Source organism: Allosphingosinicella deserti (genome assembly GCF_003012735.1).
GTDB lineage: Bacteria > Pseudomonadota > Alphaproteobacteria > Sphingomonadales > Sphingomonadaceae > Allosphingosinicella > Allosphingosinicella deserti.
Genome location: NZ_PXYI01000003.1, coordinates 390,974 through 406,109, shown reverse-complemented (window position 1 = coordinate 406,109; position 15,136 = coordinate 390,974). Strand labels below are relative to the sequence as shown.

The 15,136-nt window shown below is 65.7% G+C and carries 15 protein-coding genes; 2 read left to right on the top strand and 13 right to left on the bottom strand.

All coding sequences use genetic code 11. The annotated features are described in order from the left end of the window. Positions 1-20 precede the first annotated feature (20 nt). Complete coding sequence (locus C7I55_RS10295; RefSeq protein WP_106512839.1) at positions 21-1,424, top strand: HlyD family type I secretion periplasmic adaptor subunit; 1,404 nt, start codon at positions 21-23, stop codon at positions 1,422-1,424. 364 nt (positions 1,425-1,788) lie between these two features. Here the strand turns inward: C7I55_RS10295 and C7I55_RS10290 are convergent, their stop codons facing one another. From C7I55_RS10290 to C7I55_RS10230, 12 genes are all read right to left on the bottom strand, one after another. After that, positions 1,789-2,154, bottom strand: a complete 366-nt coding sequence (locus tag C7I55_RS10290) for a response regulator (RefSeq protein ID WP_106512838.1) — start codon at positions 2,152-2,154, stop codon at positions 1,789-1,791. Between the two features lie 151 nt (positions 2,155-2,305). Continuing rightward, positions 2,306-3,664, bottom strand: coding sequence for an ABC1 kinase family protein (locus C7I55_RS10285; protein WP_106512837.1), 1,359 nt, complete (start codon positions 3,662-3,664; stop codon positions 2,306-2,308). Positions 3,665-3,668: 4 nt separating this feature from the next. Continuing rightward, positions 3,669-4,166, bottom strand: a complete 498-nt coding sequence (locus C7I55_RS10280; protein ID WP_106512836.1) for a DUF427 domain-containing protein — start codon at positions 4,164-4,166, stop codon at positions 3,669-3,671. Then, entirely contained in the window at positions 4,163-4,525 is a 363-nt protein-coding gene (locus C7I55_RS10275; protein ID WP_106513197.1) for a thiol-disulfide oxidoreductase DCC family protein, read from the bottom strand. Before C7I55_RS10275 ends, C7I55_RS10280 begins: the two co-directional genes overlap by 4 nt. Continuing rightward, entirely contained in the window at positions 4,522-4,782 is a 261-nt protein-coding gene (locus C7I55_RS28480; protein ID WP_146150990.1) for a hypothetical protein, read from the bottom strand. Before C7I55_RS28480 ends, C7I55_RS10275 begins: the two co-directional genes overlap by 4 nt. Before the next feature lie 69 nt (positions 4,783-4,851). Next, entirely contained in the window at positions 4,852-6,675 is a 1,824-nt protein-coding gene (locus tag C7I55_RS10265) for a hypothetical protein (protein WP_106512834.1), read from the bottom strand. Then, positions 6,672-7,052: a GtrA family protein gene (locus tag C7I55_RS10260; protein WP_106512833.1), complete on the bottom strand. Its 381-nt coding sequence runs from the start codon at positions 7,050-7,052 to the stop codon at positions 6,672-6,674. Before C7I55_RS10260 ends, C7I55_RS10265 begins: the two co-directional genes overlap by 4 nt. A 9-nt stretch (positions 7,053-7,061) precedes the next feature. Further along, positions 7,062-8,588 (bottom strand): NAD(P)/FAD-dependent oxidoreductase, encoded by a 1,527-nt coding sequence (locus tag C7I55_RS10255; RefSeq protein WP_106512832.1) that lies wholly within the window; start codon positions 8,586-8,588, stop codon positions 7,062-7,064. Between the two features lie 201 nt (positions 8,589-8,789). Beyond that, the gene (locus C7I55_RS10250) at positions 8,790-9,419 is read right to left on the bottom strand and encodes a phosphatase PAP2 family protein (RefSeq protein ID WP_109043768.1); all 630 of its coding nucleotides are present in this window, start codon (positions 9,417-9,419) and stop codon (positions 8,790-8,792) included. After that, positions 9,317-10,024, bottom strand: coding sequence for a phosphatase PAP2 family protein (locus C7I55_RS27655; RefSeq protein ID WP_109043767.1), 708 nt, complete (start codon positions 10,022-10,024; stop codon positions 9,317-9,319). The genes C7I55_RS10250 and C7I55_RS27655 overlap by 103 nt, the downstream gene beginning before the upstream one ends. Before the next feature lie 210 nt (positions 10,025-10,234). Then, on the bottom strand, positions 10,235-11,686 hold the full coding sequence (locus tag C7I55_RS10235; RefSeq protein ID WP_106512828.1) for a family 43 glycosylhydrolase: 1,452 nt from the start codon (positions 11,684-11,686) through the stop codon (positions 10,235-10,237). 66 nt (positions 11,687-11,752) lie between these two features. Next, on the bottom strand, positions 11,753-13,063 hold the full coding sequence (locus tag C7I55_RS10230) for a sugar MFS transporter (RefSeq protein ID WP_106512827.1): 1,311 nt from the start codon (positions 13,061-13,063) through the stop codon (positions 11,753-11,755). 139 nt (positions 13,064-13,202) lie between these two features. Here C7I55_RS10230 and C7I55_RS10225 point away from each other — a divergent pair, with 139 nt between their 5' ends. Beyond that, the gene (locus tag C7I55_RS10225; protein WP_106512826.1) at positions 13,203-13,970 is read left to right on the top strand and encodes a FadR/GntR family transcriptional regulator; all 768 of its coding nucleotides are present in this window, start codon (positions 13,203-13,205) and stop codon (positions 13,968-13,970) included. Positions 13,971-14,083: 113 nt separating this feature from the next. Here C7I55_RS10225 and C7I55_RS10220 read toward each other — a convergent pair whose 3' ends face one another. After that, the gene (locus C7I55_RS10220) at positions 14,084-15,133 is read right to left on the bottom strand and encodes an arabinan endo-1,5-alpha-L-arabinosidase (RefSeq protein WP_106512825.1); all 1,050 of its coding nucleotides are present in this window, start codon (positions 15,131-15,133) and stop codon (positions 14,084-14,086) included. Between the last annotated feature and the right edge of the window lie 3 nt (positions 15,134-15,136).

Here is a 15,136-nt window from a genome sequence, read left to right as displayed (position 1 = left end):
TTTGTGACAGGGACGCGTAAATGTTGCTCAGCCGTCTTCGAGACCGAATCATTCTCGCCCTTGGCGGCGCAAGCCTGTTCGAGAACGTGCACGGCTCGGAAGCGCAGGCCGCACTGGCAGGCCGCATCGCGCGCCCCGGCATCCCGATCGGGAATGTCGCCCCGTGGAGCGCGCGCGGCCGCACCGACCGGCAGGCCTGGGTGCTTCGGGCGCTGGTCGTCCTGACGGTGACGTTCGTAGCCTGGGCTTCCTTCTTCTCGATCGACAAGGTTGCCCGCGGGACTGGACGGGTGCTCCCGTCGGTGCAGAATCAGATCGTCCAGCATCTCGAGGGCGGCATCGCCCAGGAAATCCTCGTCAGGGAGGGCATGCGCGTCCGCAAGGGGCAGGTGCTGCTGCGCATCGAGAATGCCTATACCGGCGCCGAGCTGCAGAATTCCCAAACCGATGTCGTCGCCAAGAAGATCACGCTTGCGCGCATGGATGCGGAAGTTTCGGGAGCACGCGATTTCGCAGTGCCCGAGGAGCTCGCCGTCCAGGCCCCCGAGATCGCCCAGAGCGAGGTCAGCCTGTTCTACTCGCGGCGGGCGCAGCGCGGGCAGCAGACCGGCATCATCGACGAGCAGGCCCGTGCCAAGCGTGCGGAAATAGGCTCGCTGCAGGCGCGTCTCGGCAATCTGCGCAGCGAGGAAAAGTTGATGATGATACAACTCGACAAGCTCGAGCGGGCACTTGCGGAGGACGCGATCTCGGAGCGCGACGTCCTCGACAAGCGCGCCGCCCTGCTGGCGCTGCGTACGCGCATCGCCGACGTTCAGAACGAGATACCCCAGACGAACGCCGCGCTCGGCGAATCCGCCGCCCGCCGCAACGAGATCTGGACGCGCGAGATGGAGGAAACAAAGGAGCGAGCCGCACAGCTGCGCCTCGAACTCTCGAAGGCGGACGAACAATATGGCGCTGCTCAGGACAAGGCCACCCGCGAAGAGGTCCGCGCGCCGATGGACGGGATCGTCAACAAACTCTACATCCAGACCGTCGGCGGCGTGATCAAGGGCGGCGAGCCGATCGCGGAGATCGTTCCGGTCGACAAGACCGTCATGGTCGAGGCGCGGGTCGCCCCCCGCGATCGCGGCCAGATCTGGCCCGGGCTGCCGGCCCAGATCAAGATCTCGGCTTACGATTCCAGCATCTACGGCGGCCTCGAAGGGAAGGTGCTCGATGTGTCGCCCGACATCGTGCAGGATCAGAAAGGCGAGGTCTTCTATCGCGTCCGCCTCAGCGCCGATACCGGCCGCTGGAACAAGCCGGTGACGCCTGGCATGACCGCCGAGGTCAATATCCGATCCGGCCGGCAGACGATCCTCGACTACATCCTGGGTCCGCTGATCCAGATCCGCGACAGCGCGCTTCGCGAGAATTGACGAATAGCGCTGTGGCGACGGTGAGCTTCGACGGGGACGCCCGGCGCTTGCTCCTGCAGGCACCCGATCGTTGCAACGCGGGCATGCCGCACGGTGCTTCCGACGCACCCGGCCAATTTACTTACGTGATTGCCGTGCCTGAAGTGCAAACTGCTCCCGGATAATGAGAGCTGTGCGCTGCCGCTCCATGGAAGACCGGCAAGTCATCACTGTGAACGAGGCGGATCAATCGGCGCCCGTTGCCACGTGTCGCAACGACATTCCGGATCTTCGAGCCTGATCCTTGCTTGCTCCAGCCAACAGCAATGCGCCGATATGATGAACGTCCACAACCAGTCTTGGCACTGGAAGGGCCACGCTCTCGTCACATGACGCCGGCAATTTCCAGCTTGATCTCGAGCGTTTCGCGATCGAACGGTTTCATCAGATATTCGTTCGCGCCGGCGTCGATCGCCGCCCGGATGTGTGCCGCATCGGTTTCGGTAGTGCAGAAAACCACCTTGGGCTGGGTAGCGAAGCTGCGCTGCCTGAGCGTTCGCAAGAACTCGATTCCGCCCATGATCGGCATGTTCCAATCCAGGAGCACGAGATCCGGCATAGTCTCTTCGCAGCAGGCGAGCGCCTCCCGGCCATCGCCGGCTTCCCGAACAGTGAAATCGAGGCCCTCGAGGATGTGTCGAGCAACCTTCCGGATCACTTTTGAATCGTCGACGACGAGGCAGCTCTTCATATCCAGGACTCGCGTTTCGGGAGGCCGCCACCGTAACCCCGAAATGGTAAGCGTCGCATTAAGGCTGGCTTGCCCAGGATGTATTCGCCTCCAGCGCCCTGGTTCGTGCTCGTGAACCCCGTCCCGCTCGCTCATTGCCGGGACTGGCGCCTTACGGAAGCGTGACGGCCCTTTCGTCGCTGCCGACGCGCCGAAGATAGGGAGCGATCAGCTCCCTCATGTCGACCCGTGCACGAAGGCGCGCGGCCAGCAGGGCGGTACCGCTGATCTTGCGCTGCACGAACAGGATGTCGGCAGGCGGAATGTGCCAGTTCGCGCGATCGGCCGCGAGCTCCAGGCCCTGATCGCGAAGGCTTGCGACGAACCGACGATTCCCGAAATCGAACGGCCCTGGGCGGACGAACTCGCCGGTGATCACGTCGATCATCCCGTCGACTCTCTTCCGATGACGGGCCACGACCGCTGGGCCGATGAAACCCGCAGCCAGCGCAGCGTCACGCACGCCGTCGCGGTCGCCGCTGAGGCCCGCGCGGATGACCGCGCGATAGGCCTCCGCGGTCGCCGGAGCGACCCTGCGCACCGCCCCGAAATCGAGCAGCACTAACCGTCCGGTGTCGCGCTGATACCGGTAATTGGCGAAATTGGGGTCGGTTTGCATGATCCCGAAGTCGAACATCTCACGCAAAACCAGCGAAATCAGGCGCGTCATCGCCGTATCCCGCCGGGCCTGCGGCGCATCCGCCAAAGTCTCGATCGGGTCGCCCTCGACATAGGTCATCGCCAGCACGCGTCCGGTGCTGAGCTCGGGAACCAACTGCGGGACGACGACCGCCGCGTCCGCCGCCAGCAAGCGTTCGAACGAAGCGAGGTGGCCGGCCTCCCGAACATAGTCCGTTTCTTCTGCAAGCTGCCGCTTCGCCTCAGCGAGCAGCGCGCCGATGTCCAGATCCCCGGGCAGAAGACTCGACACACGCAGCAGTGTCGCGACGTTGTCGACATCGGCGTCGATGCTCTCGGCGACGCCGGGATATTGGACCTTGATCGCCAGTCGCCGCCCGTCCAACGCCACGGCCTGATGGACCTGGCCGATCGACGCGGCCGCCATTGGCTCCGCGTCGAACGATCGGAGACGCTTTCGCCAATCAGCGCCCCATTCCGCGGTCAGCACCCGCTCCAGCTGCGCCGGAGGCATGTGATGCGCGTGCTCGCGCAGGCGCCCCATCAGCTCGGTGAGTTCGGCAGGGAGCAGATCGCCGGCATCCAACGAAATCATCTGCCCGAGTTTCATCGCCGCACCGCGCAAGTGGGACAGACGCTCCACGATGGTGGCGATGTTGCCGGGCGTCAGCATGATGTCGCGAAGCCGCGGGCGCTCGCCGTCGGCAAGGCGGCGGACGCTCTCCGCCATCATGCCCCCGGCGACACCGGCGGCAAGCCGGCCGAACTGGCCGAAGCGGGCGAGGCGCCCGCGCGGCACCGCGCGCGGCCGCCGACCATAATCGTCGCTCACGTCGTCACCATCCCCGGCTCCCCGGCACGCCTTTGAACGGCCCCGTGACCCCAGACGTGATCCAGCCGCCGTAGAAGCCGCCGGGCTGCGGCAGAACCGCCTCGCCGTCGACGGTGCAACGATCGAAGGCGCTGGCGTAGAAGGCGACATGATCGCGCAGAATCGCGAAACCAGGGCTTGGATCGGGATAGCTCCAACCCACCCGCGCAAGCACGCTGCCGCCGACCACGATGTCCCAATAAACGGCAATTCCCTTCCACTCGCAGAAGGAACCGCCCTCGCCTGCCGCGCGCAGCAGCGTGTGATCGACATCGGCGAGAGGGATGTAATAGCTTGGCGGGTGGCTGGTCTCGAGCGTGCGAACCGCGCGCTCCGTGTCGGCGATGGTCGTTCCGCCATGCTCTACCATGATGCGCGCCTTGGTCGGCAGGGCGATCGGTGGCCGTGGATAGGACCAGACGCTTTCCTGATCGGGCCCGTGCGGATCCGGATGCGGCCTCACGAGGCCGCCTTCGTGCCTGCGCGTTTCTGAAGCCGCGGTCGGACCCGGAGGAACAAGCCATAAGCGCGTTCCAGCGAGGCGAGGACCCAAGGATTGCGGGCCGCGAGCCCGAGCGGGCGCAACAGCGGAATGGCGCGCCACATCGCCCCGAAAGCCGCAGCGCCCGAGAGGAGCATTCCGCCCTCGAACGCGTGCAACCGGGCGAGCATCTCGGCGCGGTTACGCGGACATTCCTCGGCCGCTGCGGTCTGAAGATCGACGAACCTGATCGCGCCCCGGCGATCGAGCCTTGGCATCAGCGCCACCTCACGGCGGCACAGCGGGCAGGCTCCATCATGCCAGACGATCGGCGATGTCATTCCTTCGATATGGGCCTTCGTGGGCACGCTTGCAGCTGTCCTTTGGACCATGTTGCGATCCGGATCGACATCTGGGGGACGCCGCCCTGATCGTCTACATCATCAAGCTTGGCGATCTGATTGCCTTCGACGATGTCGCCTGGCGCTATCCGGATCTCCTGATCCGGGCCGCGGACGCTCACTTGGCGCTCAGCGGCGATCTGCCCGAGCAAAGGGATCGAACTCCCTGCCGCGCCGAACGAGGTTGAGACGGCCACGCGATCCGCGGCCCCGGCGCAACTCTCATTCGCTGCTGCCGCATCCCCACGCTACGGATCACGCCGAGTTCAGCGAGTTCCAGCTCCGCCGTGCGCCTTTTCCCCACCCGGCGCCTTAGTCCAGTTGACCTTCCAGATCCGCATATTGGATGCGCCCGCAACAGGGACTCGCTCGAGCCATTCGGGCGCTTTGTCGTCCCTGAGGCGCGCCATCAACCCGCCTGGCCGGTCCGTCGCGTAATTGCCGGTCTCGGCCCCGGTCGCGCAGATCAGGACATAGTGCACAGCGTGTGCGCGAAGGATCTGCGCCGAGCGTTCGGGCGGGCTCATGAAGGCCAGCATCGCGTCGCGCATGGCAAGATTGCTGCGATGATAGCCCGCGGCGAGCGTCGAATGGCGTGTATAGTTGAGCAGCGCCGGGCCGACATTCAGCGGTGCGAGCAGACGCGAGGGCGGCAAGGCCCGCAGCGCAGCGATCGCGATCGGGCCGTCGCACTCGTCCCCCACCGGGCCGCCCGAAGGAATGGCCGCGGTGGGGCTGACCCGGTTCAGCGCCAGCGCCGGCAGAACCGGCAGCGGCAACATGCCGACGGCGGCGCTGAACGGCACGCGAAGCAGCACCCATTTCAGCGCCTGCGCGCGGCGGATCGCGGCGAGTGCCAGCGTGGCGGCGCCCGGAAGCGCGAACAGTTGCGCGACCGCGCCAGCCCTGAACACCAGGAACGCAATCGCCAAAGCGGAGGCGAACATGAATGCCAACGTCGTCCAGTCGCGGCGTGCCCTGTCGTCGGCGGCAGTGCGGTAGCCGATCCAGGTACCGGGGATCGCGATGAGCGGCAGCCACAGCAGCAGCACCGCGCTTTCGAGCGGCTGACGCCAGATCGGCAATCCTTCGGGGATCAGCAGATACCACCACCGCGCGACCAGCGGATCGAGGGTCGAAAAGGGATTGGCGGCGCAAACCGGATCGATCAGCAGCAGTCCGGCGGCACCAAGGATCGCACTGGCCCCGACGAGGCCGAGCCGGGCGCCCGCGCTCGCCATCCAGGGCGTTCGCGATCCCGCCCACAGCAAGGCCGCGACGAGGGCCATCGGCACGAAATAGGCCGGCGACATCGCGTCGCAATAAGAGGTGAGCCAATATTGCGGCAGCCGCGTCGCGGCGAGCAACGTCAGAGTCAAAGCCACCAGCGTGCCGAGATAGGCGATCAGCCTGCGCGCTTCCGCCGCATCGATGATATAGCGCAGCCCGAGCAGTCCGCCCGCCAGCACGGCAAGGGGAAGGCCCTCGATCGACACGTGCAGCCACGCGGCCATCGCCGCGCCGGCCACGATGCCCGATCGCCGCGGTTCGGCGCTGAGCAGGCCGAGAAGGGCGAGCCCGGCAAGCAGGATCTGCCAGCCGTGATGATCGATCCGCAGCGGCAGGAACTGGACGAGGGTCACCGGCGCACCGGCAATCAGCAGCGCCGCGACCAGGGGCGTGTTCCCTTCGGCCAGGCGAGACGTGAATTTCGCGACGATCAGCATCGTCAAACCAAGCAGCACCAATGGCCACAGGATCACCGTCGTTCTCTCGGCCGCGTCCGTGCCGAGCAGCGGCTGCAGCACCCGGATCCCGGCGGCGATCGGCAGGTCGACGAGCCGCGACCAGTGCATCGTCAGACCCGCCGCGGGCTGGATCCTGTATTGGGTAAGATCGAACCATCCCTGCCCGGCCAGCCAGTCGCGGACCTGGACGAGCCGGAGATGATCGTCGGGATCGAGCAGGGTGAAGCCGGCAATCTGGCCCCGCCGCAGCCACGCGGCGATCATGCAGACTCCGAGCCAGGCAAGCAGCAGATGGCGGCGGCGGAAGCCGGCCTCGGCCGGCGGAGTGGCGGGAGCGTTCATGCGAACACGATCTTCTTGCGAAGCAGGTAGGTGACGTGAAAGCCGGCCAGGATCGCGATCAGCTTGGACGCGAACGGGGTTACGCCGAGAGCCTGGCCTGATCGGACGATGGCGACGGTCGCGCCGAGCCCCGCGAGAGCGGAAACGACGAACAGCATCTGCTGACGTGTGCGGCCTCCGCCGGGGAGGGCGACCCGTTTGCCGAACACCAGCCGGCTCGATACGAGCCAATGGACGGCTATGCCCGCACTGTAGCCGGCGATGGAGGCGGTCACCGGCGCGATCCCAACGGCGAGACCGGCCATGAACAGGCTCAGATCGACGCCGAGCGCGGCGAGGCTCGCACCGACATAGCGGAGGTAGACGGCGCCGAACATGCGCCTGGCTCAGGCCGCCTTCAGGCGGCGCGGGACCGGCCGTTCGGATGCCAGGGCAGCCTGCCGGCCCGCGGCATCGCCTTCGCGTCCGGCCTCGTGATATTCGGCATCCTCGTTCACTGCCCAAACGTCGTAGACCCGAGCGCCGGCTTCGATGTTGCGGACGGTGAGCATCGCCGTCATCATCGCGTGATCCTGATTGTTGTAGCGGTGCATCCCGTTGCGGCCGACCAGATGAAGGGTGGGATAGAGCCGCTCGAGCTCGCCGCGCATTGCCTCGACATTGTCCTTGTAGACGTCGTCATAGACCGGATAGGCCTTCTCCTGGCGCACCACCTGCCCGCCCTCGATTGCGGCCGGATCGCAGAGGCCGAGCACGCCCATTTCCGCGCGTGCGAGCGCGATCAGATCGGCATCGTCCATGCTCCACAGGCCATCGCCTTCGAAGCAGAAATATTCCAAGCCGACGCAGGCGAGTTCCGGATCGGGCACCATTTCCGGCGACCAGCTGCGGAAATTCTGGATGCGACCGACCTTCACCTTGGAATCGTGGATGTAGATCCAGTTGTCGGGGAAAAGATCCTCGGACCGGATCATCAGCGCGACGGTGAGGAAGTCGCGATATTTGAGATCGGCTGCGGCCGGCAGGCTTTCGGGCAGCGGGTGGATGCGGGTGGCAAGCTCCCGCATCGGGGCCGACGAGATGACGTGGGCGGCGTTGATGATCACCGTCTCGCCCTCGGCGCTCGTCGCGGCGACGCGCCAGCGGCCGTTTGCATTGTCCTGCGAAAGCTGCTGCAATTGATGGCCCATCAGCACCTGGTTGCCACCGGCGACGATGAAGTCGCGCGCCGCTTCCCACATCATCCCCGGCCCCTTGCGCGGATAGCGGAAGCTTTCGAGCAGGGTCTTGGTCTCCATGCCGTCGTTCGGCCTGCGATTGAGCCCGAGCGAGCGCTTCAGCCCGTCGAGAACCGCGCCGCCAAGGCTCAGGCCCTTGATCCGTTGCGACGCCCAGTCGGCCGAGATGTCGCTGCAGGCCATGCCCCACACCTTCTCGGTATAGGTCTTGAAGAAGATCGAGAACAGCTTGCGGCCGAACTGGTTAACCGTCCAGTCCTCGAACGACTGCACCGATCTGTTGGGCAGCAGCTTCGACTTGGCGAACGAGACCATGCACAAGGTCGAGCGCCAGATGCCGAGATTCCACAGCGCTTCGAACGCGCGCAACGGGTAGGAGTAGAATTTGCCCTCGTAATAGATGCGGCTCATCCGCGGGCGGACGATGAAATCGTCGGGCAGGATCTCGTTCCAGAGGTCGACCACCTCCTGGGATTTCGAGAAGAAGCGGTGGCCCCCGATATCGAAGCGAAAGCCCTGATGCTCGACGGTGCGGCTGATGCCGCCGACATAGACAGGGTCCTTTTCGAGGACGGTTACCGAAACGCCCTTCTTGGTCAGCAAATAGGCTGCGGTGAGTCCGGCCGGTCCCGCACCGATGATCGCAACGTCGACCGCCTGCCCCACTCGCGCCATCACACACTCCTGAATATCGATGTTCGCATAAGGCGGCCGAGGTTGAGGATTGGTTAAAGCGGGGGTAACTTCCGTAACCGCATCGTAAATTCCCTGATCGCCGCAGGCATGATCTCGCCCACTCGCAGGCTCGGAAACGAACGGATCTTCCGGCTCGGACGGCCCGGGCGGAACATGCGCCCTCGTTTCAGCCGACGCCCTTTAGACGCTGGCGCCCTGCCCCAAATCCTCGGGTTCGAGCGTCCGGATTCGCCACGGGAGCGGGCGCGGCCCGTCGAGCGGCGATGGCAACGTTCCGAAGGCCGCGACGGCCATCGTCGGAATGTTCGGCGGCACGGGCGCGCCCCGCATCGATGACGGCGCCAGCTCCTCCGCGAGAACGGCCGCCACGTAGCCCGTCCGGCGCAGATACCAGCCCGCCGCCCACCAGATCGCAGCCACCGCCGGATAGGCGACGATTCCGTCCACCGCATAATGCCAGCCGAGGTGGATGGAGCCGACGAAAACGAGGAGCGCGAAGATCCCGGCGGCAATGGCCAGCGGCCGGCTGCGTCGGGCGAACGCAAACACGTAAAGCGCGCACATCGCATTGTGGAGTGAAGGCATTGCCGAGATGCCCAGGCCTATGCCGACATCCCGTTGAACAAGGGCCTGCCACAGCAGGCGCTGCCAGGCGACCGCGCCAAGCTCGGCGCCGTTTGCATCGCGTACGGCGTGCAGCCGTTCCATCAAACCGCTGAATCGGGAGGCGTCGACCGTACCGATGTCGGCAGCAAAGCAGGGGCCGGCGGCGGCACGAGAAAGGCGCCGACGATGCCGAGCAGGATCCACGTGACGCCAAAGGCCACGAAGAAGCGCGCCCGATCGATCCGCGGGGCAAACAATGCGAAACCGAGCACCGCCAAGGGCAGGAGGAACACCCAGAATGTGTAGATCCGGTCGAGGAAGATCGTCGCGGCCGGTCCAAAGATCGCATGGGTGAACTCCCACGCCTGGAGTCCGAACAGTAGATAGCGGTCCATATCCCCAAAGCGATCATCCCACCGGAAGCGGATGCTTTGGCCAAGCAGCGTCTTGAAGACACCGACTGCGGCGAACAGGATGGGGATCAGCAAGAGAGGCGCGAGGCGAGCGGCGACGATCTGGGCCGAGCCGCCGAACTGGCCGCGAAGCAACGATCCGGCGTGCCGAAGCGGGCTCGCCGAGCGTGCCGCCAAGGCGACGACAAGCGCCACGAGCGTGACGATCTCGATCAGCATAACGAGGGGCTGCATCCAATAGCCAATGCCCTGGCGAAGCACGCCGAATGTCGACACGCGATCGCCCGCACCGATCATGTCGACCGCCAAGGCACATCCCAGGACCGCAGCCGCCAACGGTGCGATCCAGAGGAACTCGACAAATTTGCTCGTCGCGCGCGCGGTCCCACCCTGCATCGCGCCCTCCCCCCTGTTCGCACTGCGCCTTTGGTAGAGAGCGATGGTGAAAATTTCGTTGCGGAACCGTGCTTATGAAGGGCCGGTCGATTGACGACCGGCTCCGGAGTGTCAGAGGATTGCGCGCGGGAAGAGTGCGACGGCCCCGCTGCGGCATCATGATGTTGCCCGACTTTGTCCGCTCTGTTTGAGACGTTGCCGGAGGTTTGCTCAGCTAACCAGGAAGGTCGCGCTCGCGCGGTCGGCTTGGTTCGTCACCGGCCCGGCGCGCAACGCTCCGCCGGCGGCGTGACGGAGATGTCGCCCTCCGCTACCGGGAAGAGCGAAGGAGACGCCGCTCGGATCGGAGAGGCCCGGGCGGCGCTCGAAGCTGACCTGCCGAGCAAAAGCGGGGCTGCCGTCATTGGCGGCAAGCACGATCGCTCCGCCGGGCTGCGCCTGGACGAAGCGGCCGGGCGCATCGACCGCTTCCAGGGACACGGTGCCGGTGCCTGCGAGACCCGGTTTCTGGCGGAATTGCGAGCTCGGCAGCGGCCCATCGCCGACGATTAGCCGCGCTCCGTGGTGCCGTACGAAGCGGGTTCGCGCATCGGCCGGTGCGAACCGGTCGGGCACTTCCCCATTGCCCACCGGGATGCCGAAATCAGGCGTGCCGTCGGGTCGGAAGTAAAGGCGCTGGACGCGGGTGTGGCGGTTCGGATCGAACAGCGGATCGCCCTCGATCGATTCGTAATCGCGGCCGTGATAGACGAGCAGGTCCCTGCCCTGCTCGTCGACCGTGAAGCTGTTGTGGCCGGGGCCATAGACCTTGGTGACATCAGAGGTGACGAACACCGGCTCCGGCGACTTGGTCCAGGAATCGGCGCGCATGATGTCCGCTTCGGCATCGGCGGTGAGCAGGCCAAGGCAATAGCGAGCATCGGTGGCGCTCGCCGAATAGGTCAGGAACAACTTGCCCCTGTGCTCGATCAGGGCTGGCCCTTCCGCAACCTTGAATCCCTGTATCTCCCAGGGAAGCGTCGGCACCGTCAGCCGGGTCGGCGGTGCCGCGAGGGTGGTAGGGGTCGCAAGCGGCGCCAGGTACAAATTGCTGTTGGTGTCGATCCCCGGCTCCTTCTGCGCCCAGCAGGCATAGCGGCGGCCGCGATGGACGTAGAGCGTCGAATCCAGCGTGAACGTGTCCCACGGCGTTTCGAACTGCCCCATCAGCTCCCAGGGACCGGCCAGGGCATCGCGCCCGCCGTTGCGAAGCACGTACGTGCGGATGTGAAAGGGATCATCGGAATTGCCGGCGGCGAAATAGATGTACCAGCGTCCATCGATGTCGTGGAGTTCGGGCGCCCATATGTAGCCGCCGAGCTTGCCGGAGGCGGGCCGGCGCCACACCACCGTCTCCTCAGCCGCGGCAAGTCCGGCAAGCGTCGGCGCGCGCCGGATGGCGAGCCGGTCATATTCGGGGACCGATGCCGTCATGTAATAGAGGCCGTCGTTGTGCTTGAAGATCCGCGCATCGGCGCGTTGGGGAACGAGCGGGTTGCGCGGCGCGACGACACCGGCGGCGGACCCCGCCGGCTGGCCCGCACGCGCCGTTGCGTGTGCGGCGAACATGGCGGCGGCGGCACCGGCGACGAAGCTGCGCCGGTTGAGTAGGCTCGGGACCATGGTCTTCCTCTCCTGTCGTGTCGTCGGTTGGTCCGCCCCGCGGTAAGCTCTTCTGACCGCCAACGGTCAGGTTTCCTGGGGACGAACATCCTCGATCGCGTTGGTCGGCTTCGCTCCCCACAAGGCGTAGAACAGCACGTAGAGCTCGCAGACGGCGGTCAGCAGGAACGACATCTGCAGGCCGTAGCGGTCGGCTAGCCAGCCCTGCACGATCACCAGGGCGCCGCCGGCGATCGCCATGATCAGCAGCCCCGATCCTTCCTCGGTGAGCGGGCCGAGGCCGCGGATACCGAGCGTGAAGATGGTCGGGAACATGATCGAGTGGAACAGGCCGACGCTGATCAGCGCCCACATGGCAGTGTGGCCCTGCGTGAAGGTCGCGATCAGCATCACCACGAAGGCGCCGATCGAGAAGGCCGCCAGAACCTTTTCCGCGGCGACCTTCTGCATGATCGCGGAACCGAGGAACCGCCCGACCATCATGCCGCCCCACAGGAAGGTGAGGTAGTGACCGGCCTGCTCATGCGTGATGTTGGCGATGTCGCGCTGGGATACGAAGTTCACGAACAGATTGGCGACGCCGATTTCTGCGATCAGGTAGATGAAGATCGCCGGTACGCCGAAGACGAGATTGCGGTGGCGCCACAGCGAATGGTGCTTGCGCTCCTCGGCGGCGACCCTGCGGCCGGCGGCGCCCATGTCGGGCAGCTTGAAGCGGGCGATCACCACGGCGAGCACGACCAGCACTGCGGCAACCAGCACATAGGGCAGGATCACGGACTGCGCGTCGGCGAGCCGCTCGGCATCCGTCAGCACGGCGCCCTCGGCGGATGTGCCGCCGACCGAGCGCCCGAGAATCAGATAGGCGCCGAACGAGGGTGCGAGCATCGTCCCCGCCGAATTCATTGCCTGGACCAGGTTGAGACGGGACGAGGCGGTTTCCGGCGAGCCGACGACCGCGACATAGGGATTGGCGGCGACCTGAAGCAGGGTGATGCCGGCAGCGATCACGAACAGCATCGCCAACGTGACGCCGTAGGACGGAATGCTCGCCGCCAGCGTCATGCCGAGTGCGCCGACGGCCATGATCGACAGCCCGATGACCAGCGACCTCTTGTAGCCGACCCGCTCGATCAGCTTTGCGGAGGGTATGGCCGCGACGAAATAGGCGATGAACCACACCGATTCGATCAGGGTCGTCTGCGTGTAGTTGAGGTCGAACACGCTGCGCAGATGCGGCAGCAGCGTGTTGTTGATTACGGTGATGAAACCCCACATGAAGAACAGGCTGGCGAGCAGGATCAATGCCGCGCGGTAGGTTTCGCCGTTGCCCGGCTTCGTGGTGCCGGTGGGGGTGCTGGTCGGGGCCATCGCCATAAGGTCGGTCTCTCTCCTCCGCCGCTCTGGCGCGGCTCTATTTGTCTGAGTATATCGAGGAAGAGAGGCCGTCAACGCGGTCTGGGGACTGGGCGGCACCGAATATTGTAATGGCGGCGAGCGAGGTTACAAAGGGGCTATGGCAGTGAGCGGGAGATCGGAGGGGCCTGACGCGCGGGCACGGCGCAAGTCGCTGCGCCTCCACGGCATGGTCGCGCGCGATCTCGGCATCCTGATCGTCTCGGGCCGCTACAAGCCGGGTGACCTTCTCGACGGCGAGATCGAGGCGAGCGATCGCCTGAACGTTTCGCGGACCGCCTATCGCGAGGCGGTCCGGATCCTCGCCGCCAAGGGTCTCGTCGAAGTACGGCCGAAGATCGGAACCCGGATCAGCCCGCGCGAGAAATGGCATCTGCTCGATCCCGACGTTCTGTCGTGGATCTTCAAGTACGAGCCGGACGAGGATCTGCTCGAAAGCTTGTTCGAGTTGCGCAAGATCGTCGAACCGGCCGCCGCGGAGCTTGCCGCCAAAAGGCGCAGCGCCGATCAGGTCGAGCGCATGCGCGAAGCGTTGGAGACGATGGCGGAGCATACGCTCGCGTCCGAAATCGGCCGCGTCGCAGACCAGGATTTTCATACCGCCCTGCTCGAGGCGACCGCCAATCCATTCCTTGTCAGCCTGACCAGCAGCGTCGCGGCCGCCGTCGCCTGGACGACGATCTTCAAGCAGCGCCGCCAGCCGCTGCAGCGCGATCCGATCCCCGATCACCGCCGTGTCTACGAAGCGATCGCCGATGCCGATCCGAGCGCCGCCCGGCAAGCGATGGCCGACCTCGTCGACATGGCCCTGCTCGACACGACCATGGCCCCGAAAGGCAAACCGGGCAAACGCTCCCGCGCGGCGTAAGTTATCGTTACGGATTGCCAAATCACCGTTCGGGCTGAGCTCGTCGAAGCCCTCCCCTTCCTTGTTGCGGAAGGGATAAAGTGAGGCGCTTCGACAGGCTCAGCCCGAACGGATCAGGGGATTAGGGGAATATCTTTCGAATAGTCACGCACCACCGGCCACCCGTCTCGGGTCCAGTCCAGTGCCCGCACCTGCAAGGTCGACGCGCCCTCATTATGTGCATCATAGGCATGGAAGACGATCCTGTCCGGCCTGCCCCGCAGGATCGCGACATGCCCGGGCCCGCGCCATCGGCCTTCGGGCTCGAGATCGGCGTGCAGCACCACCGAGCCGCCGCCATCGAGCATCGTCCGGCCGCTGCGATCGGCATAGGGCCCCTGCACGGTCCGCGCGCGGCCGACGACGGTGTAGTAGCTGCTGTCGAGCTTGCGGCAGCAGAAATCGAATGAGGCGAACAAATAATAGAAGCCGCCGCGGCGAATCAGAAACGGCGCTTCGATCGCGCCCGGCACAGGCCGCCGGGCGAGGGACACCGGCGCGGCGCCGAACTTTCGCAATCCCGTCGCGGGATCGAGCTCGACCAGTTTGAGGCCGCTCCAGAAGCTGCCGAAGACGAGCCATTGGCGCCCGTCCCGATCGACGAAGGCGTTGGGATCGATGGCATTGAAATCGTCCGCGCCGGTCGACGCGATCACCGGTCCCTTGTCGGTCCACGCCGAGGGCATCTCCGGATCGAGCCTGGCGGCGGTCGCCAGTCCGATCGCCGATTGATTCTTCCCGAACGTCGAGACGGAGTAATAAAGCCGATATTCTCCGCCGACCCGAATGATATCCGGCGCCCACAGGCCGCGCGCGCCCGGCACCGTCTCGCCCGTCCAGCCAGGAAGCTCGGGGAACGCCGCACCCCGAAAGCGCCAGTGGACGAGATCCTCCGAGGTTCGCCACGGCAGCATTCCGGTTTTCTGCGACAGGTGGCCGGTCGCGAACAGATGGTAGAGATTGCCGGCCCGGATGATCGCCGGATCATGGACCGGCACCACATCTCCTTGCACCGCCGCGGTGTGACGCAGTTGCGGCGAGAGCGCGCAGCCCGCCGCTTGGGTGATCGCCACGACGGTAAAGAGGCGGCCGAAGCCGCCCCTCCCCCTTGAACGTCTGCGCATCCC

Excerpts from the sequence above, each read along its gene's own strand:
- C7I55_RS10295 (WP_106512839.1), top strand. The coding sequence starts at position 21 with ATGTTGCTCAGCCGTCTTCGAGACCGAATCATTCTCGCCCTTGGCGGC.
- C7I55_RS10290 (WP_106512838.1), bottom strand. The coding sequence starts at position 2,154 with ATGAAGAGCTGCCTCGTCGTCGACGATTCAAAAGTGATCCGGAAGGTT.
- C7I55_RS10275 (WP_106513197.1), bottom strand. The coding sequence starts at position 4,525 with ATGACATCGCCGATCGTCTGGCATGATGGAGCCTGCCCGCTGTGCCGC.
- C7I55_RS10265 (WP_106512834.1), bottom strand. The coding sequence starts at position 6,675 with ATGAACGCTCCCGCCACTCCGCCGGCCGAGGCCGGCTTCCGCCGCCGC.
- C7I55_RS10260 (WP_106512833.1), bottom strand. The coding sequence starts at position 7,052 with ATGTTCGGCGCCGTCTACCTCCGCTATGTCGGTGCGAGCCTCGCCGCG.
- C7I55_RS10255 (WP_106512832.1), bottom strand. The coding sequence starts at position 8,588 with ATGGCGCGAGTGGGGCAGGCGGTCGACGTTGCGATCATCGGTGCGGGA.
- C7I55_RS27655 (WP_109043767.1), bottom strand. The coding sequence starts at position 10,024 with ATGCAGGGTGGGACCGCGCGCGCGACGAGCAAATTTGTCGAGTTCCTC.
- C7I55_RS10235 (WP_106512828.1), bottom strand. The coding sequence starts at position 11,686 with ATGGTCCCGAGCCTACTCAACCGGCGCAGCTTCGTCGCCGGTGCCGCC.
- C7I55_RS10230 (WP_106512827.1), bottom strand. The coding sequence starts at position 13,063 with ATGGCGATGGCCCCGACCAGCACCCCCACCGGCACCACGAAGCCGGGC.
- C7I55_RS10225 (WP_106512826.1), top strand. The coding sequence starts at position 13,203 with ATGGCAGTGAGCGGGAGATCGGAGGGGCCTGACGCGCGGGCACGGCGC.
- C7I55_RS10220 (WP_106512825.1), bottom strand. The coding sequence starts at position 15,133 with ATGCGCAGACGTTCAAGGGGGAGGGGCGGCTTCGGCCGCCTCTTTACC.